Genomic DNA, 14,093 nt, shown 5'->3' with positions numbered 1-14,093 from the left:
ATTGCCGCAATGGACCACCGGAAGTGAGCGGCCTGAAGTAAACATTTAGTCGAGTTCGAGGATGTTGGCCAGCGGCGCGTAATGCTCGCGCACGGCCTGGCGGTAGGCGGGGGCGTCTCCGGCCTCGGCCGTCTCTAGCATCTTCTGGTGAGCTTGGGCGGTCTCGAGGAGGCTGGCCTTGCGCGACACGTCGAGTTCGGGAATGAAAGCCTGATGGACGAGCCACATGGCGGCGTTCAGCTGCGAGACCAGCTCGTTGTTGAGGTATGACATGAGGCCACTGTGGAAGGCGATGTCCTCCTCCATATACGTCTTGCCGGCGCTGGCCTTCTTCACCATGCGTGCGACGAGCTCGTGCAAACCTGGGTTGTCGGTGCCCTTCAGCGCCGCGACGATCGAGTTGGCCACGCCGAGGTCGATGTAGCGCCGCATGGAAACAACCTGGCGTAGTGACTCTGCGCCCGAGGCCTTGTCGAGGGCATAACGCAACACCAGGGTTTCCACCATCGGTTCAAGCGACATGTCTCCGACGAAGGAGCCGCGCCCCTGATGGACGCGCACGATGTCGAGGGCCTCGAGCTTGCGCAGTGCCTCACGCACGGACGAGCGCGATACGTGGAGCGTCTCACACAAGGCCGCCTCGGTAGGAAGCGGATCGCCGGGCTTGAGATCGTGGTTGAGGATGTAGGCCTTGACTGCATCCATCGTCGCGGAGGAGCGGTTAATGGCGGCAATAGGCTCGTTTGCGCGGCCCGACATCGTCGTCGGGGAGAACTTTTGCAAAAGCACTTGCGCTGACTTGTCTGACAACATACGATTAGTATACCCGATGGAGAAGCGATGTCGCTTCACATTAACTCAATGGAGAGGATACAAAATGCGTTCTTCCAAGCGCTGGGCAAAGCTGACAGCAGTCGCTGCGGCTACCACGCTCGCTCTTTCCGCCTGTGGTGGTGGAGATACCAAGACGAAGGAAACCACGTCCACGGGCGAGGCCACCTCGTCCTCCACCGAGGGCGCAGCTCCTTCCGGTCAGATCAACCTGGGCGTCGCATACGAGACGACCAACTACGATCCGTCGACCACCTCCTCGGCACTCGCAATGGGCACCAACTGGCACGTGGTTGAGGGTCTGTACGAGTTCGACATGACCAACTACAAGGTCTTCCCGGCACTTGCTGCTGGCGAGCCCAAGAAGGTCTCGGACACCGAGTACGAAATCACCCTGCGTGACGGCGCCAAGTTCTCTGACGGCACCGACGTGACCACGAAGGACTTCCTCGAGTCCTACAAGCGCACGACCGCCGACACCTCGATCTACAAGCAGTTCTTCACCTTCATCGATTCGGTCGAGGCGAAGGATGACAAGACCGTCGTCGTCAAGCTGAAGTACCCCTTCGCCGCTCTTACCGAGCGCCTCGTCGACGTCAAGGTCGTCCCGGCAAGCTCCGATCAGAAGCAAATGACGGCCAAGCCCGTTGGCACCGGCCCGTTCAAGTACGAGACCATCTCGAACACCGCCGTTGAGGCTGTTCCGAACGAGTTCTACAACGGTTCCAAGCCGGCCAAGGTCACCAAGATGCACTGGGACGTCCTCAAGGATGACTCGGCTCGTCTCTCCGCTGCCCTCGGCGGCACCATCGACGTGATGGAGACCGTCCCGAGCGCCACCAAGGCACAGCTCGAGGCCGCTGGCTGGACCCTCGATGAGGTTCCGGGCTACAACAACCCGTTCCTCATGTTCAACACCACCAAGGCTCCGTTCGATAACAAGGAAGTCCGCAAGGCATTCCACTACGCGATCGACCGCGAGAAGCTCGTCAAGGAAGCTATGGGCGGCGACGCCACCGTAGCTACCTCCTTCCTGCCCAAGGCTAACCCGATGTACAAGGAAGCTGCCGAGCAGTTCACCACGGACACCGCCAAGGCTAAGGCTGCCTTCGAGGCTGCTGGCCTGAAGGAGATCACGCTGATCACCACCGATCACCCGTGGATCGCTAACCTCGCACCGCAGATCCGCAAGGACCTCGAGGCCGCTGGCCTGACCGTCAATGTTCAGTCCATGGCTTCCGGCGATCTTTACTCCAACTTCGCCGACGTCGATAACGCAACCTTTGACGTCGCCCTCGCACCCGGCGACCCCTCGGTCTTCGGTGCTGACCCGGGCATCATCATCAACTGGTGGTACGGCGACAACGTGTGGACCAAGAAGCGCGCTGCATGGGGCAAGACCAACCCCGAGGGCTTCAAGAAGCTGACCGAGATCGTCTCCGCCGCCGAGCAAGCAACGGGTGACGAGGCCAAGGCAAAGTGGGGCGAGGCTCAGGATCTCATCGCTGATGAGGCCCCGATCTTCCCGCTCTTCCACCGCACGATGATCACCGGCATCAACGGTGCAAAGGTCGTGGGCGGCCACGGCATCGGCACCACTGGTCTGAACTTCGTCGGCGCTTCCGCCAAGTAATTCCAACACTGACATGAAAAGTGGAGGGTGGGTCCTCCTACCCTCCACTTTTCATGTCTACTGCCCATTCGGGCCAGCGCTAGCCGGCGCACATTGACCTCAATCCTTCTTTGCTAGAAGAGGAATCAGGACATATGAACAACCTCCTTAGACTTCTCGGGCGGCGCCTCATCGCGCTCCCTATCATGGTGATCGGCGTGACACTGCTCGTCTTCTTCATCATGTCCCTTTCGCCGATCGACCCGGCCTACACGGCTCTCGGTGAATACGCGACGCCAGAGGCACTCGAATCATTCCGCGTTGCCCACGGCCTCAACGATCCCTTCTTCGTCCAGTACGCCAACTACATCATCAACATGGTCCAGGGCGACCTGGGTATCTATGGCGTCGGCGAATCCAACCGCGTGACCGACATCGTGATGGGCGCACTTCCCGTGACCCTGTCCCTGACCTTCTTCGGCTTGATCATCGCCGTCATCGTCGCATTCCCGCTGGGAATCATCGCCGCAATCTACCGCGACCGCTGGGCCGATCAGGTGATCCGCATCTTCTCCGTGATCTGCATCGGAACACCGTCCTTCTGGCTTGCCTCCCTCCTCGTGTTGGCGTTCGTCGGCGGTTCGATCCCGGTCTCGGGCCTCCTGCCCTCGATGTCTGAGGACTTCGCCGGCTGGTTCATGCGCATGCTGCTGCCGGCCTTCTCCCTGGCAATCCCCGTCATCGGCCAGATGACCCGCGTCGTTCGAACCTCCATGGTTGAAGAACTTGACCGCGACTACGTGCGTACCGCACTCGGCGCTGGCGTACCCCGCTCCGTCGTCATCGGGCGCAATGTTTTGCGTAATGCGCTGATCACGCCGGTCACCGTTCTCGGCCTGCGCGTGGGCTACCTCATGGGTGGCGCCGTTGTCATCGAGATCATCTTCGGCATGCAGGGCATGGGTAAAGTCCTCATCCTCGGTATCCAGAACAATTGGGTCAACCTCGTTCAGGGCGGCGCACTCGTTGTCGCAATCGCCTTCATCATCGTCAACATCATCGTTGACATGCTCTACCTCCTCATCAACCCGCGTATTAGGTCGGTGTAACAGATGACATCCAAGAAAAAGAAGCTCGAGAAGGTCACGGCACCTAACGCCCGTTTCTCACGCATTTCCAACATGTCGCTGGGCGCTCGCCTGGCAATGGTGTTCCTCGCCCTGATCTTTGTTATTTCCTTCCTCGCGCCGTTCATTGCTCCGTACAACCCGGACGAACTGGCCTCGAAGTGGACTGCCCCCAACGGCGAGTTCTTCTTCGGAACCGATCACGTCGGACGCGACATTCTCTCGCGCATCCTCTACGGTGGACGCTTCTCGCTGATCATCGGCATCTGTGCCACGCTCGTCGCACTGGTCTTCGGCTCGCTCATCGGCGCTGTCGCCGCCGTCTCGCGCAAGTGGGTTGGCGAAGTCATCATGCGCGTCATGGACGTCATCATGGCTGTGCCGGGCATCGCTATGGCCGCCGTCATGGTGCTCGTCTTCTCGCGTCGCCTTGAGCCGGATAACGTGGTGGGCCTCGTGGCTGTCATCATCGGTTCGATCGCCTTCGTTTACATCCCGCAGCTGGCCCGCATCGTTCGCGCGAACGTCATGAGCGCCTACGGCGAGGACTACGTGCGCGCCGTCATCGTCTCCGGTGCACGCGCACCGTGGATCCTTATCCGCCACGTGGCACGCAACACCGCCGCTCCGGTCCTTGTGTTCGCAACTGTTCTCGTGGCAGACGCCATTATCCTTGAAGCGTCCCTGACCTTCATCGGTTCGGGCCTGCAATCCACCATGGTTCCCACCTGGGGTAACGTCCTGTCCGACGCCTCGTCGAACCTGTCGGTTCTGCTCGGCATGTGGTGGACTGCGCTCTTCCCGGGCCTGTTCATCATGTTGACCGTGCTGTGCCTCAACATTCTGTCCGAGGGCATCACTGACGCCATGGTTGCCGCTCCGTCGACAGCCCAGAAGGTCGACGCGGTCACTGGCAACCGCGAGCAGGACAAGCTCCTCCTCGATCCGCGCCTGGCATACGCCGCCCAGGCCGAGTCTCTTCAGCAGCGCCTTGACCAGCTTGAGGTCGTTGAAGGCCAGCGCCATGATCGCTTCGTTGCAGAAGCAACCGGCCAGCCTCTCCTTGAGGTTCGCGATCTTTCGATCAAGTTCCCGCGTCACGGCGATGTCAACGTCGTTGATCACGTTAACTTCTCCGTCCACAAGGGCGAGACGATGGGCTTGGTGGGCGAGTCCGGCTGTGGCAAGTCGATCACCGCCCTGACCGTCATGGGCCTGATCGACCCGCGCGCCGAAATCACCGGAGAGATCTTCTACGAGGGTAAAGACCTGCTCAAGATGACAGCCAAGGAACGCCAAGCTCTGCTTGGCCACGAGATGGCGATGATCTACCAGGATGCGCTGTCCTCGCTCAACCCGGCTATGCTCATCCGCAGCCAGATGAAGCAGCTCACCTCACGCGGCGGCACCCGCACGGCGGAAGAACTGCTCGAGCTGGTGGGCCTGGATCCCAAGCGCACGCTGGAGTCCTACCCCCACGAGCTTTCCGGCGGCCAGCGCCAGCGCGTCCTTATCGCCATGGCCCTGACCCGCGACCCGAAGCTCATCATCGCCGACGAGCCGACCACCGCTCTGGACGTGACCGTCCAGAAGCAGGTCATCAAGCTCCTCAACGATCTGCGCGAAAAGCTCGGATTCGCCATGGTCTTCGTCTCTCACGACCTCGCGCTCGTCGCCGAAGTCGCCCACAAGATCACGGTCATGTACGCCGGCCAGGTCGTCGAGCAGGCTCCGACGTCGGAGCTCCTGTCTCGCCCGGTTCACGAGTACACCCGCGGCCTGCTCGGCTCGGTTCTGTCCATCGAGGCTGGCGCAGAGCGTCTCCACCAGGTCCCCGGCACGGTGCCTTCGCCGAAGGACTTCCCGGTCGGCGACCGCTTCGCGCCGCGCTCCTCCCACCCCGACGTCGGACTCCTCACGCCGCCGCTGCGCATGGAGATCCCCGGCCACGATCACTACTACGCCGCCATTCCTGACTCCGCATGGACCGACGCCGGCTACCCGGCGCCCGCCCAGCCCGGCGTCCCGGCACGCGCCACTCGGCGTTCACGCCACGAAGCGAAGGGAGAAGAACGATGAGCGAAACCCCGATCATCGAACTGCGTGACCTCCACGTCATCTTCAAGACCCGCACCGGATCGATCTTCAGCCCGAACAAGGTCCACGCTGTGGACGGCGTCTCGATGAAGGTCATGCCCGGCCAGGTTCTCGGCATCGTCGGTGAGTCCGGTTGTGGCAAGTCGACCACCGCGAACGTCATGTGCGGCCTCCAGCAGGCCACCACCGGCCAGGTCTTCTTCAAGGGGGAGGAGGTAACGAAGCGTTCGGCCAAGGATCGTCGCAAGATCGGCCGCGTCGTCTCCGTCGTCTTCCAAGATCCCGCCACGGCCCTCAACGCCCGCATGCACGTGCGAGACCAGCTCATGGATCCGTTGCGTGTCCACGACATCGGGACCGAGGCCGAGCGCGAAGCCCGAGTGGAGGAACTCATCGCCCAGGTGGGCCTGCCCCACTCGGCCCTCGACGCCCTGCCGGGCCAGCTCTCCGGCGGTCAGCGCCAGCGAGTGGCCATCGCCCGAGCGCTCGCGCTTCGCCCGGACGCGATCATCGCCGACGAGCCAACCTCGGCCCTCGACGTGTCGGTTCGCGCCCAGATCCTCAACCTTTTGATGGATCTGAAGAATGAGCTTGGGTTGGCGATGGTCTTCATCTCGCACGATATCCAGACCGTTCGCTACATCTCCGACACCATTGCCGTCATGAACAAGGGCAAGGTCGTCGAAGAGGGCCCGGCCAAGGAGCTGCTGGCAAACCCGAAGGATCCCTACACTAAGAAACTCCTTGGAGCGGCACCGTCGCTTCTCCATCCCCAGCTAGGTTAAGGAAAACCAATGAAATTCCGTGGAGTTGTTCCTCCCGTTGTTACCCCGCTGACCGCCGATGGCGCCCTCGACGTCGTCTCGTTCGAGCGTTCCATCAACCGCATGATCGACGCCGGTGTCGACGGCCTGTTCGTCCTCGGCTCCTCCGGTGAGGTCGTCTTCTCCGACGACGCCCGCCGCCGCGAGGTCATCGAGAACGCGATCCGCATCGTTGCTGGCCGCGTGCCGGTCATGGTCGGCGTTATCGACATGACTACCAAGCGCTGCATCGAGCACGCACGCGTGGCCAAGGAACTGGGCGCTGACGCGATCGTCGCCACCGCTCCGTTCTACGCCATCCTCGGCCCCAAGGAGATTAAGCGTCACTTCCGCCTGATTCACGACGCCGTCGATCTGCCGCTGTTCGCCTACGACATCCCGGTGTGTGTGCACACCAAGCTCTCCCCGGCGCTCATCCTCGAGCTCGCCCGCGACGGTGTGCTGGCAGGCGTCAAGGACTCCTCGGGCGACGACGTCTCCTTCCGCTTCCTGACCCAGGCGCGCGACGAGGAGGGCCTCGACCTGGTCCTGCTCTCGGGCCACGAGGTCGTCGTCGACGGTGCTTACATGTCCCACGCCGACGGCTCGGTTCCGGGCCTGGCAAACGTTGACCCGGTGGTCTACGTCGAGCAGTGGCGTGCCTACCAGGAGGGTGACTGGGACCGGGTGCGTGAGCTGCAGGATCAGGCGACCCGCCTCATGCGCATCGTTCAGGTCACCAGCGGCGAGACCGGCTACGCGGCCGGCGTCGGCGCCTTCAAGACGGCGCTCATGCTGCTCGGCGTGTTCGAAACGAACACGATGCCCGAACCCGTCCTCGCCCTCGAAGGCGAGAACGTCGAGGCAGTGGCCCAGGTCCTCCGCTCCGTCGGGCTTCTCAAGTAGGAGGACATCATGACTGGTGCCAAGGGTGACATCCTCACGATTGACATCGGTGGCACCAAGGTGGGTTGGGCTTTCACCGATGCTGATGGTCTGCACATGGGTGAAAGCCAATCCATGAAGACTCTCGCTCACGCTGGCGGTGCTGATGTAGCACGACGCATTGTGGACATGGTCCGCGAGGCTTGTACTGGCCGTTCCTCTCTCCTCGGAATCGGCATCGCCAGCGCGGGCGTGGTCAACCCCCACACGGGCGCGATCGTGTCGGCTACCGACACGATGCCCGGTTGGGCTGGCACCGAGCTCGGTGCCATGATCGGCGAGGCCACCGGCCTGCCGGTCCACGTGATCAACGACGTCCACGCCCACGGCCTCGGCGAGGCCATCCGGGGCGCGGGCAGGGGAGCAACGAGCGTCCTGTCGGTCGCCGTCGGCACGGGCATCGGCGGAGCGCTCATCCGCGATGGCCACATCGATTTCGGCGATCACTTCCTTGCTGGTCACTACGGCCACATTCACCACCACTTCGCCGATGACCTCACCTGCTCGTGCGGCCGATCTGGCCACATCGAGGCGATCGCGTCCGGCCACGGCATCACCAACTGGTATAACGCCCGCCGCGGCGAGAGCGACCCCGCCGTTGCAAACGGCAAAGAGCTGCAAGACCTCGCCGATGGCGGACACGAACTGGCAGGCGCGGTCTTTGCCGAGTCAGCCTACGCCCTCGGTGAGACCCTCGCGACCCTTGCCAACTGTATCGACCCCTCCGTCATCGTCCTTTCCGGATCTATGACCCGCTCGGGGCAGACATGGTGGGACAATGTACACGCAGGCTATGCGGCACGGGTGATGGATCCCGTCGCTCACGTGCCGCTCAAGCTTGGCATGCTGGACTCCGCTGCACCGCTCTACGGCGCGGCCATCAACTTCCTGAGGAAAGAAGGCTAAGAGATGAACCATCTCATCGAATCACTGCGCGGGAAGCTCATTGTTTCGGCGCAGGCATACCCGGGCGAACCCATGCGCCACCCCGAGACCATGGCCCAGGTCGCCCTCGCAGGCGAGCGTGGCGGCGCCGCCGCCATCCGCTGCCAGGGCCTCGCCGACATCGCAGCAATCAAGGGCCAGGTGGATGTTCCCGTCATTGGCCTGTGGAAAGAGGGCCACGATGGGGTGTACATCACCCCCACCCTTCGCCACGCCCGCGCCTGCATCATGGCCGGCGCCGACATTGTGGCCCTTGACGCCACACGCCGCCCGCGCCCCGATGGACTGACCTACGCCGAGACGGTCGCCGAACTGAAGAAGGATGGGGCGCTCGTCATGGCCGACTGCGGATCCTTTGAGGACGCGCGCATGGCCGTCGAGGCAGGCTCCGACATCATCTCCACCACGCTTTCCGGGTACACGGGCGAACGCCCCAAGACCGACGGCCCCGACATCGAGCTCCTCAAGGAGATCGTCGCCGCATTCCCCGACACGCCGGTGATTTGCGAGGGCCGCGTACACACGCCCGAACAGGCCAAGGCGGTCATGGACGCCGGCGCGTTCGCCGTCGTCGTCGGAACCGCCATCACCCATCCGACCACGATCACCACGTGGTTCGCTGACGCTATCAAGTAAAGCCGCCAAGTAAGACGCCACCAAGTAAAAGGACAAACATGCAGATCGGAATTTTCGACGACGAGACCGAGCTTGCCAAAGCAGCCGCCGACTACCTCATGACCATGATGGAGACAGCCGAGCCGCGTAACCTCGGCGTCGCCACCGGGTCGACCCCGCTGGGCCTGTACGCACAGCTGCGCGCCGCTCACGAGGCAGGCACTTTCTCCCTCGCCGATGCTCAGGCCTTCGCGCTAGACGAGTACGTCGGCATCGACCCCGCCCATCCCGAGGGCTACCGTAACGTGCTCCGCGCCGAGCTCGTCGGGGAGGATAAGACCGGCCTGAGCGAGGACAACCTCCACACGCCCAACGGCCAGGCTGACGATCCGAAGGCCGCCGCTGCAGCCTACGACGCCGACATCCGCGACAACGGAGGCGTCTTCCTGCAGATCCTCGGCATCGGCGCCAACGGCCACATCGGCTTCAACGAGCCTGGCGTCTCCCTCGTCTCCCGCACCCACGTCGACGCGCTGACCTACCAGACGCGCAAGGACAACGCGCGCTTCTTCGAGGACAACATGGACCTCGTCCCGGACAAGTGCATCACCCAGGGCCTAGGCACCATCATGGAGGCCAAGCACCTCCTCCTCGTCGCCATCGGCGAGAACAAGGCAGACGCCATTGCGGGCATGGTCGAGGGGCCGATCACGGCCTCCTGCCCGGCCTCGATCACGCAGATGCACCCCTCCGTCGTCGTCTTCTGTGACGAGGCAGCCGCCTCGAAGCTGAAGAACACCGACATGTACCGCACCCGCTGGGAGGTCCTCAAGTGACCGAGCTGCGTGGAAAACTGCTAGACGGCTACGGCAAGCTTGTCGGCTCGGGCCTGAAGATCGAAGATGGAGTCATCGTTGAGATCTTCCCCGCCGACGATTCGGTTGAGGGCTGGGTGACCCCGGGCTTCATCGACGTCCACTGCCACGGAGGCGGAGGCGCGTCTTTCCCGGATGATCCGAGCGCCCGCGGCGTCGACACCGCCGTCGAAGCCCACCGATCGATGGGCACGACGGCGATGATTGCCTCCACCGTCTCCCTCATCGACACCCTCACGCCGATCAAGGGCCTCGCCGAGGCCTGTGATGAGGGCAAGCTCGTCGGTATTCACCTCGAGGGCCCCTACATTTCGCCCGCCAAGTGCGGCGCCCAAAACCCTGCCGCTATCCGCATGCCGGATCTTGAGGAGCTGCGTCAGTGGCTCGAAACCGGGCGCGGATGGATCAAGACGATGACGATCGCTCCCGAAGTGGACGACGCCCTCGCCGCCGCCAAGCTCCTCCTCGACTACGGTGCCGTCCCTTCCTGGGGCCACACGTCAGCGACCGAAGAGCAGACCCGCGAGCTGCTCGAGGCCACCGCGGCCTACGCCAAGGACATCAACTTCCCCAAGCCACCGCAGACCGCGACCCACCTGTTCAACGCCATGCCCCCGCTCGGACACCGTAACCCCGGCCCCGTGCGCGAGCTCATGGCCGCCGCCCGCAGGGGAGAGGCCGTCGTCGAACTCGTGGCAGACACCGTCCACGTCCACCCCGACCTCGTCGCCGACGTCGTTACCTTCATCCAGGAAGCCAATCCGCTCGGCGTCGTCTTCGTCACCGACGCGATGGAGGGCGCTGGTATGCCCGACGGCAAGTATGTCCTCGGCGGCCAGGACGTCGATATTGTCGACGGCGTCGCCCGGCTCTCGCGCAACGGTGCCATCGCGGGCGGAACGGCGCGCGTGGCCGAGGAAGTCCAGCGCATGGTGCGTGGCGGCTACCTGGAGATGTCTGCGGCCGTGTGCTGCGGCGTCGGTGCAGCTGCCAACGCCGTCGGACTCACCCAGCAGACCCCGGGCGTCACCCTCGAATGGAAGGTTGGCGAGCGCGCTAACGCCGTCGCATTCACCGAGGACCTCGAGGTTACGACCATCGTGCGCGAAGGCGAATTCCGCTAACGCACAACAACTTTGGGCGCCGCAGGGAATACTGTGGCGCCCATTGCGTTACATGAGAGCCAGGTATAAAGGAGAAGCAGTGACGGAAGAGCTGAGGGTCGAAGACGAGAGCCCTGCACAGCGCAGCGCGCGTTTCGAACGCGACGCTATGCCTTACCTCAACCAGCTCTACGGCGCCGCAATGCGCCTGACCCGCAACCAACAAGACGCCGAGGACCTCGTCCAAGAGACCTTCGCCAAAGCCTTCGCCGCGTTCCACCAGTTCACACCTGGCACCAACCTCAAAGCGTGGCTCTACCGGATCCTCAACAACACGTTCATCTCCCATTACCGCAAGCAGCAGCGCCGGCCGCAAGAAACCGCGGCAGGGGAGGTCGAAGACTGGCAGGAATATCAGGCGTCCTCTCACCAGTCCACCGGTCTTGAATCAGCGGAGATGGCTGCGCTTGAGCTTTTGCCAAATGAAGAGATCCGCCAGGCCCTCGAGCAGCTTGCGGAGGATCGGCGAACCGCCGTCTACCTTGCCGACGTCGAAGGCTTTAGCTACCAAGAAATCGCGGACATCATGGGCACCCCGATCGGGACAGTCATGTCGCGCCTATATCGCGGGCGCACCCAACTTCGCGAATTGCTACGCGACTACGCCAAGGACATGGGATACGTGAAGGAGAATGCGAAATGAGCAAGGAATTCGACCAGCTCGTAGCTAAGCTCGAAGAGTGCTCCTGCGCTGGCACGAACTGCGGGTGCAAGGGCTGCCGTTGCGACGAAGTGCTTGAACGACTCTTCGAACTTCTTGACGACGAAGTGTGCGAGGAAGACGCCCACCGCCTCCTCAAGCACGGACGGACCTGCGCCAGTTGCTCCACGCGTATCGAAGAAGAGATCCTTCTCCGGCGCGTCATCCGGCGAGGTTGCTGCTCGGAGAGCGCCCCGGAATCGTTACGTATGAAGATCACAAACATCGTGACCCGCTAGGTTGGTAGCCTTATGGCCGAACAGTTACACTTAAGACCTACCTATCGGAGGAGTTAATATGTCGAAGCGTGGAAGGAAGCGCAAGGATCGCAAGAAGAAGACTGCGAACCACGGCAGGCGCCCCAACGCCTAAGCGTCAAATGGTCGGAGAGTGATCTCCGGCCATTTCTTTTTGGCGGGGTGGCAGGGCTAGCCTGCGCCGCTCCGCTTGCCCGCACTCGTCCGCGCTGTATTAAGCTGATCCGCGCTGTTAATCTGCGCCTTATTAGTACAGCGGCGGACAGGCTGGTGCAGTTTCGGCGTCGTGCACCGCGCGGGCAACCAGGAGGGCGAATCGAGCCCCTACTCCTCGTGGGGAGTCGACTCGGAAGAGAAACAACAGGTGGAGCCGATGTAACACCACTGGCGGCGGCCGTGGGGAATCGGAGGGTCTTACGTGGAAAAGTGTGGTGTCATCCACAAATATTGAGGCGTTGTGATTTGCTCGTTATGCTTTGTTACGATTTTGTTATCAATCAGTTGTCTGACAAGGAGCGTTATGTCCCGCATCGCAGACCGCCGCGTGATCCAGCAACGCAGTAATTCCACCGTACGCCTCGCGACCGCCTCGGCGTTCGCCGCATCGACGATGGTGGGTATGGTTGCTCCCGTTGCTTTCGCAGATGCTGGCGAAGCTCCCAAGAACCTTGAGGCGGCGACGAACGCGGTTCTCGCACCCAAGGTCGTGAAGGCATCGCTCAACACTCCCGCCGAAGGCGAGTGGGAATTTGAGGCCGTGACCGTTGACGCGCAAGGGGCTCCCGTTGTTGCGGTGACCGAGGATGGACGAGCCGACGCGAATGGCGGTCCGGCAGTGACGGCAGGCACTGGTGTAGCGGGTGTGGCAAGCGCTCGCCCGGTTGCTGTGCAAGCCGCCTCTGGCATCGTCGGGATCGCACGTGCTTACGCGGGCTCGCCCTACGTTTATGGCGGAAGCTCCCCGGCGGGCTTCGACTGCTCTGGTTTCACCTCATTCGTATACGCACAGGCGGGCATCTCCCTCCCGCGTTCCTCCGCCGCCCAGCTTTCTGCTGGTCAGCGCGTCTCCGCCGCTGAGGCGCAGCCTGGCGACCTTGTGTGGTGGCCCGGCCACGTCGGCATCTACACCGGAAACGGCCAGCACATCGCGGCTCGTAACCCGTCCTCCGGCGTCATGGAAGGCCCGGTCTACGGAAACCCGGTCTACGTCCGCATCGGCTAAGGTGCGCGTGAACCGATTGTTATCGGTCTAGGACCAATAAAGAGGGAGCTGGTGGGCTCCCTCTTTTGTGTTGCTTGTTGAAAACGCTCGCGTCGGATCCGGCTTGTTCCTCCCGGTGGCGAAGCGGATCAACGACGACGGCGAACCGGCCCCGCGGCGGCCTGATCAACGACGCCTGACTTAGTCGGCGACGGGTGGCTCGACCCCGAGCCACCGATGCCATCCCTTGTGGAAAACGAGCCACGTCATGAGGCCGTAGCCGGCCTGCCGCGGGCAGTACGAGTCGGCGGAGGTCGCCATGTCGGTCAGCCACTGTTCGTGGTTTTTCAGAGGCGTATAGGTGTCGACGTAGGGGATCTTACGCCGCTCACACACCTCGGCGAATGCGCGCGTGAGTTCGGCCTGCTCCCGCGCAGAAACGTCCAGTCGAGGCGGCGGCCCGACGACGAACGGGCTCAGTCCCTGCCGGAGGGCGTTGTCGAGCATGTTAGCGAGGTAGAGGCGTGAACGTGCGGTCGAGGTGCTTCCAAGGTCATGCGATCCGAGGCCAATGACGAGGCGATTGTCGGCATCCCGATCCATGCGGGGGAGGACTTCGGCTTCCCAGCGGTCAACGAGCTTGTCGGTTGTCTCGCCGGGGTTCGCTAGGGGAATTGCCATGATGGGCGGGTCGTGTGGCGAGCGCGCCATCGTGCGCCCGACCCAGCCCATTCCTCGGGCGTCGCCGTACCCTGCTACCAGTTCATCGCCTACGAAAAATACTCGGATGTTCACATGTCCTACCTTACGGCAAGGCGCCCCCGCCCGAGGGCACGGGCGCCCGAATCGCGAGCACTGGGCTCAGGGCTTCAGAGAGCATCGATCCGAAGTCGCGCCGTAGCGGCGGTCCCGGCTGGCCAAC

Annotated in this window: 15 protein-coding genes; 13 read left to right on the top strand and 2 right to left on the bottom strand. The window is 62.9% G+C overall.

Annotated elements, in window-relative coordinates; genetic code table 11:
* Positions 1–45 precede the first annotated feature (45 nt).
* Positions 46–813 (bottom strand): FadR/GntR family transcriptional regulator, encoded by a 768-nt coding sequence (locus HLG82_RS07350; RefSeq protein ID WP_193326210.1) that lies wholly within the window; start codon positions 811–813, stop codon positions 46–48.
* 64 nt (positions 814–877) lie between these two features.
* Here HLG82_RS07350 and HLG82_RS07345 point away from each other — a divergent pair, with 64 nt between their 5' ends.
* The 13 genes from HLG82_RS07345 (at position 878) to HLG82_RS07290 (ending at position 13,192) form a co-directional block, all read left to right on the top strand.
* On the top strand, positions 878–2,464 hold the full coding sequence (locus tag HLG82_RS07345; RefSeq protein ID WP_193326209.1) for an ABC transporter substrate-binding protein: 1,587 nt from the start codon (positions 878–880) through the stop codon (positions 2,462–2,464).
* Positions 2,465–2,598: 134 nt separating this feature from the next.
* On the top strand, positions 2,599–3,552 hold the full coding sequence (locus HLG82_RS07340) for an ABC transporter permease (protein WP_193326208.1): 954 nt from the start codon (positions 2,599–2,601) through the stop codon (positions 3,550–3,552).
* A 3-nt stretch (positions 3,553–3,555) separates the two neighbouring features.
* Positions 3,556–5,649 carry a dipeptide/oligopeptide/nickel ABC transporter permease/ATP-binding protein gene (locus HLG82_RS07335; RefSeq protein ID WP_193326207.1) on the top strand — a complete coding sequence of 698 codons (2,094 nt, stop codon included), beginning with the start codon at positions 3,556–3,558 and terminating at the stop codon, positions 5,647–5,649.
* On the top strand, positions 5,646–6,452 hold the full coding sequence (locus HLG82_RS07330; RefSeq protein ID WP_193326206.1) for an ABC transporter ATP-binding protein: 807 nt from the start codon (positions 5,646–5,648) through the stop codon (positions 6,450–6,452). The genes HLG82_RS07335 and HLG82_RS07330 overlap by 4 nt, the downstream gene beginning before the upstream one ends.
* Positions 6,453–6,461: 9 nt before the next feature.
* Positions 6,462–7,376 (top strand): dihydrodipicolinate synthase family protein, encoded by a 915-nt coding sequence (locus tag HLG82_RS07325; protein WP_193326205.1) that lies wholly within the window; start codon positions 6,462–6,464, stop codon positions 7,374–7,376.
* Between the two features lie 9 nt (positions 7,377–7,385).
* Positions 7,386–8,321 (top strand): ROK family protein, encoded by a 936-nt coding sequence (locus HLG82_RS07320; RefSeq protein WP_193326204.1) that lies wholly within the window; start codon positions 7,386–7,388, stop codon positions 8,319–8,321.
* Between the two features lie 3 nt (positions 8,322–8,324).
* Positions 8,325–8,996 carry an N-acetylmannosamine-6-phosphate 2-epimerase gene (locus HLG82_RS07315; protein WP_193326203.1) on the top strand — a complete coding sequence of 224 codons (672 nt, stop codon included), beginning with the start codon at positions 8,325–8,327 and terminating at the stop codon, positions 8,994–8,996.
* A 38-nt stretch (positions 8,997–9,034) separates the two neighbouring features.
* Entirely contained in the window at positions 9,035–9,811 is a 777-nt protein-coding gene (locus tag HLG82_RS07310; protein WP_193326202.1) for a glucosamine-6-phosphate deaminase, read from the top strand.
* The gene (locus HLG82_RS07305) at positions 9,808–10,974 is read left to right on the top strand and encodes an N-acetylglucosamine-6-phosphate deacetylase (RefSeq protein WP_193326201.1); all 1,167 of its coding nucleotides are present in this window, start codon (positions 9,808–9,810) and stop codon (positions 10,972–10,974) included. Before HLG82_RS07310 ends, HLG82_RS07305 begins: the two co-directional genes overlap by 4 nt.
* Positions 10,975–11,053: 79 nt before the next feature.
* Positions 11,054–11,656: a sigma-70 family RNA polymerase sigma factor gene (locus HLG82_RS07300; RefSeq protein ID WP_255313852.1), complete on the top strand. Its 603-nt coding sequence runs from the start codon at positions 11,054–11,056 to the stop codon at positions 11,654–11,656.
* Complete coding sequence (gene rsrA / locus HLG82_RS07295) at positions 11,653–11,952, top strand: mycothiol system anti-sigma-R factor (protein ID WP_193326199.1); 300 nt, start codon at positions 11,653–11,655, stop codon at positions 11,950–11,952. Before HLG82_RS07300 ends, rsrA begins: the two co-directional genes overlap by 4 nt.
* A gap of 58 nt (positions 11,953–12,010) precedes the next feature.
* Complete coding sequence (locus HLG82_RS10635; protein ID WP_425507827.1) at positions 12,011–12,085, top strand: 50S ribosomal protein bL37; 75 nt, start codon at positions 12,011–12,013, stop codon at positions 12,083–12,085.
* Positions 12,086–12,490: 405 nt separating this feature from the next.
* Positions 12,491–13,192, top strand: coding sequence for a C40 family peptidase (locus tag HLG82_RS07290; protein ID WP_193326198.1), 702 nt, complete (start codon positions 12,491–12,493; stop codon positions 13,190–13,192).
* A 180-nt stretch (positions 13,193–13,372) separates the two neighbouring features.
* Here HLG82_RS07290 and HLG82_RS07285 read toward each other — a convergent pair whose 3' ends face one another.
* Complete coding sequence (locus tag HLG82_RS07285) at positions 13,373–13,960, bottom strand: GDSL-type esterase/lipase family protein (protein ID WP_193327766.1); 588 nt, start codon at positions 13,958–13,960, stop codon at positions 13,373–13,375.
* Between the last annotated feature and the right edge of the window lie 133 nt (positions 13,961–14,093).

It is taken from the genome of Trueperella pecoris (assembly GCF_014926385.1).
GTDB classification, from domain to species: Bacteria; Actinomycetota; Actinomycetes; order Actinomycetales; family Actinomycetaceae; genus Trueperella; species Trueperella pecoris.
Note: the sequence above shows the minus strand (reverse complement) of the source record. Positions and strands in the feature narration are given on the sequence as shown.

Coding starts and splice junctions, on each gene's coding strand:
- HLG82_RS07340 (WP_193326208.1), top strand. CDS start 2,599: ATGAACAACCTCCTTAGACTTCTCGGGCGGCGCCTCATCGCGCTCCCT.
- HLG82_RS07350 (WP_193326210.1), bottom strand. CDS start 813: ATGTTGTCAGACAAGTCAGCGCAAGTGCTTTTGCAAAAGTTCTCCCCG.
- HLG82_RS07315 (WP_193326203.1), top strand. CDS start 8,325: ATGAACCATCTCATCGAATCACTGCGCGGGAAGCTCATTGTTTCGGCG.
- rsrA (WP_193326199.1), top strand. CDS start 11,653: ATGAGCAAGGAATTCGACCAGCTCGTAGCTAAGCTCGAAGAGTGCTCC.
- HLG82_RS07290 (WP_193326198.1), top strand. CDS start 12,491: ATGTCCCGCATCGCAGACCGCCGCGTGATCCAGCAACGCAGTAATTCC.
- HLG82_RS07330 (WP_193326206.1), top strand. CDS start 5,646: ATGAGCGAAACCCCGATCATCGAACTGCGTGACCTCCACGTCATCTTC.
- HLG82_RS07345 (WP_193326209.1), top strand. CDS start 878: ATGCGTTCTTCCAAGCGCTGGGCAAAGCTGACAGCAGTCGCTGCGGCT.
- HLG82_RS07325 (WP_193326205.1), top strand. CDS start 6,462: ATGAAATTCCGTGGAGTTGTTCCTCCCGTTGTTACCCCGCTGACCGCC.
- HLG82_RS07335 (WP_193326207.1), top strand. CDS start 3,556: ATGACATCCAAGAAAAAGAAGCTCGAGAAGGTCACGGCACCTAACGCC.
- HLG82_RS07320 (WP_193326204.1), top strand. CDS start 7,386: ATGACTGGTGCCAAGGGTGACATCCTCACGATTGACATCGGTGGCACC.
- HLG82_RS07310 (WP_193326202.1), top strand. CDS start 9,035: ATGCAGATCGGAATTTTCGACGACGAGACCGAGCTTGCCAAAGCAGCC.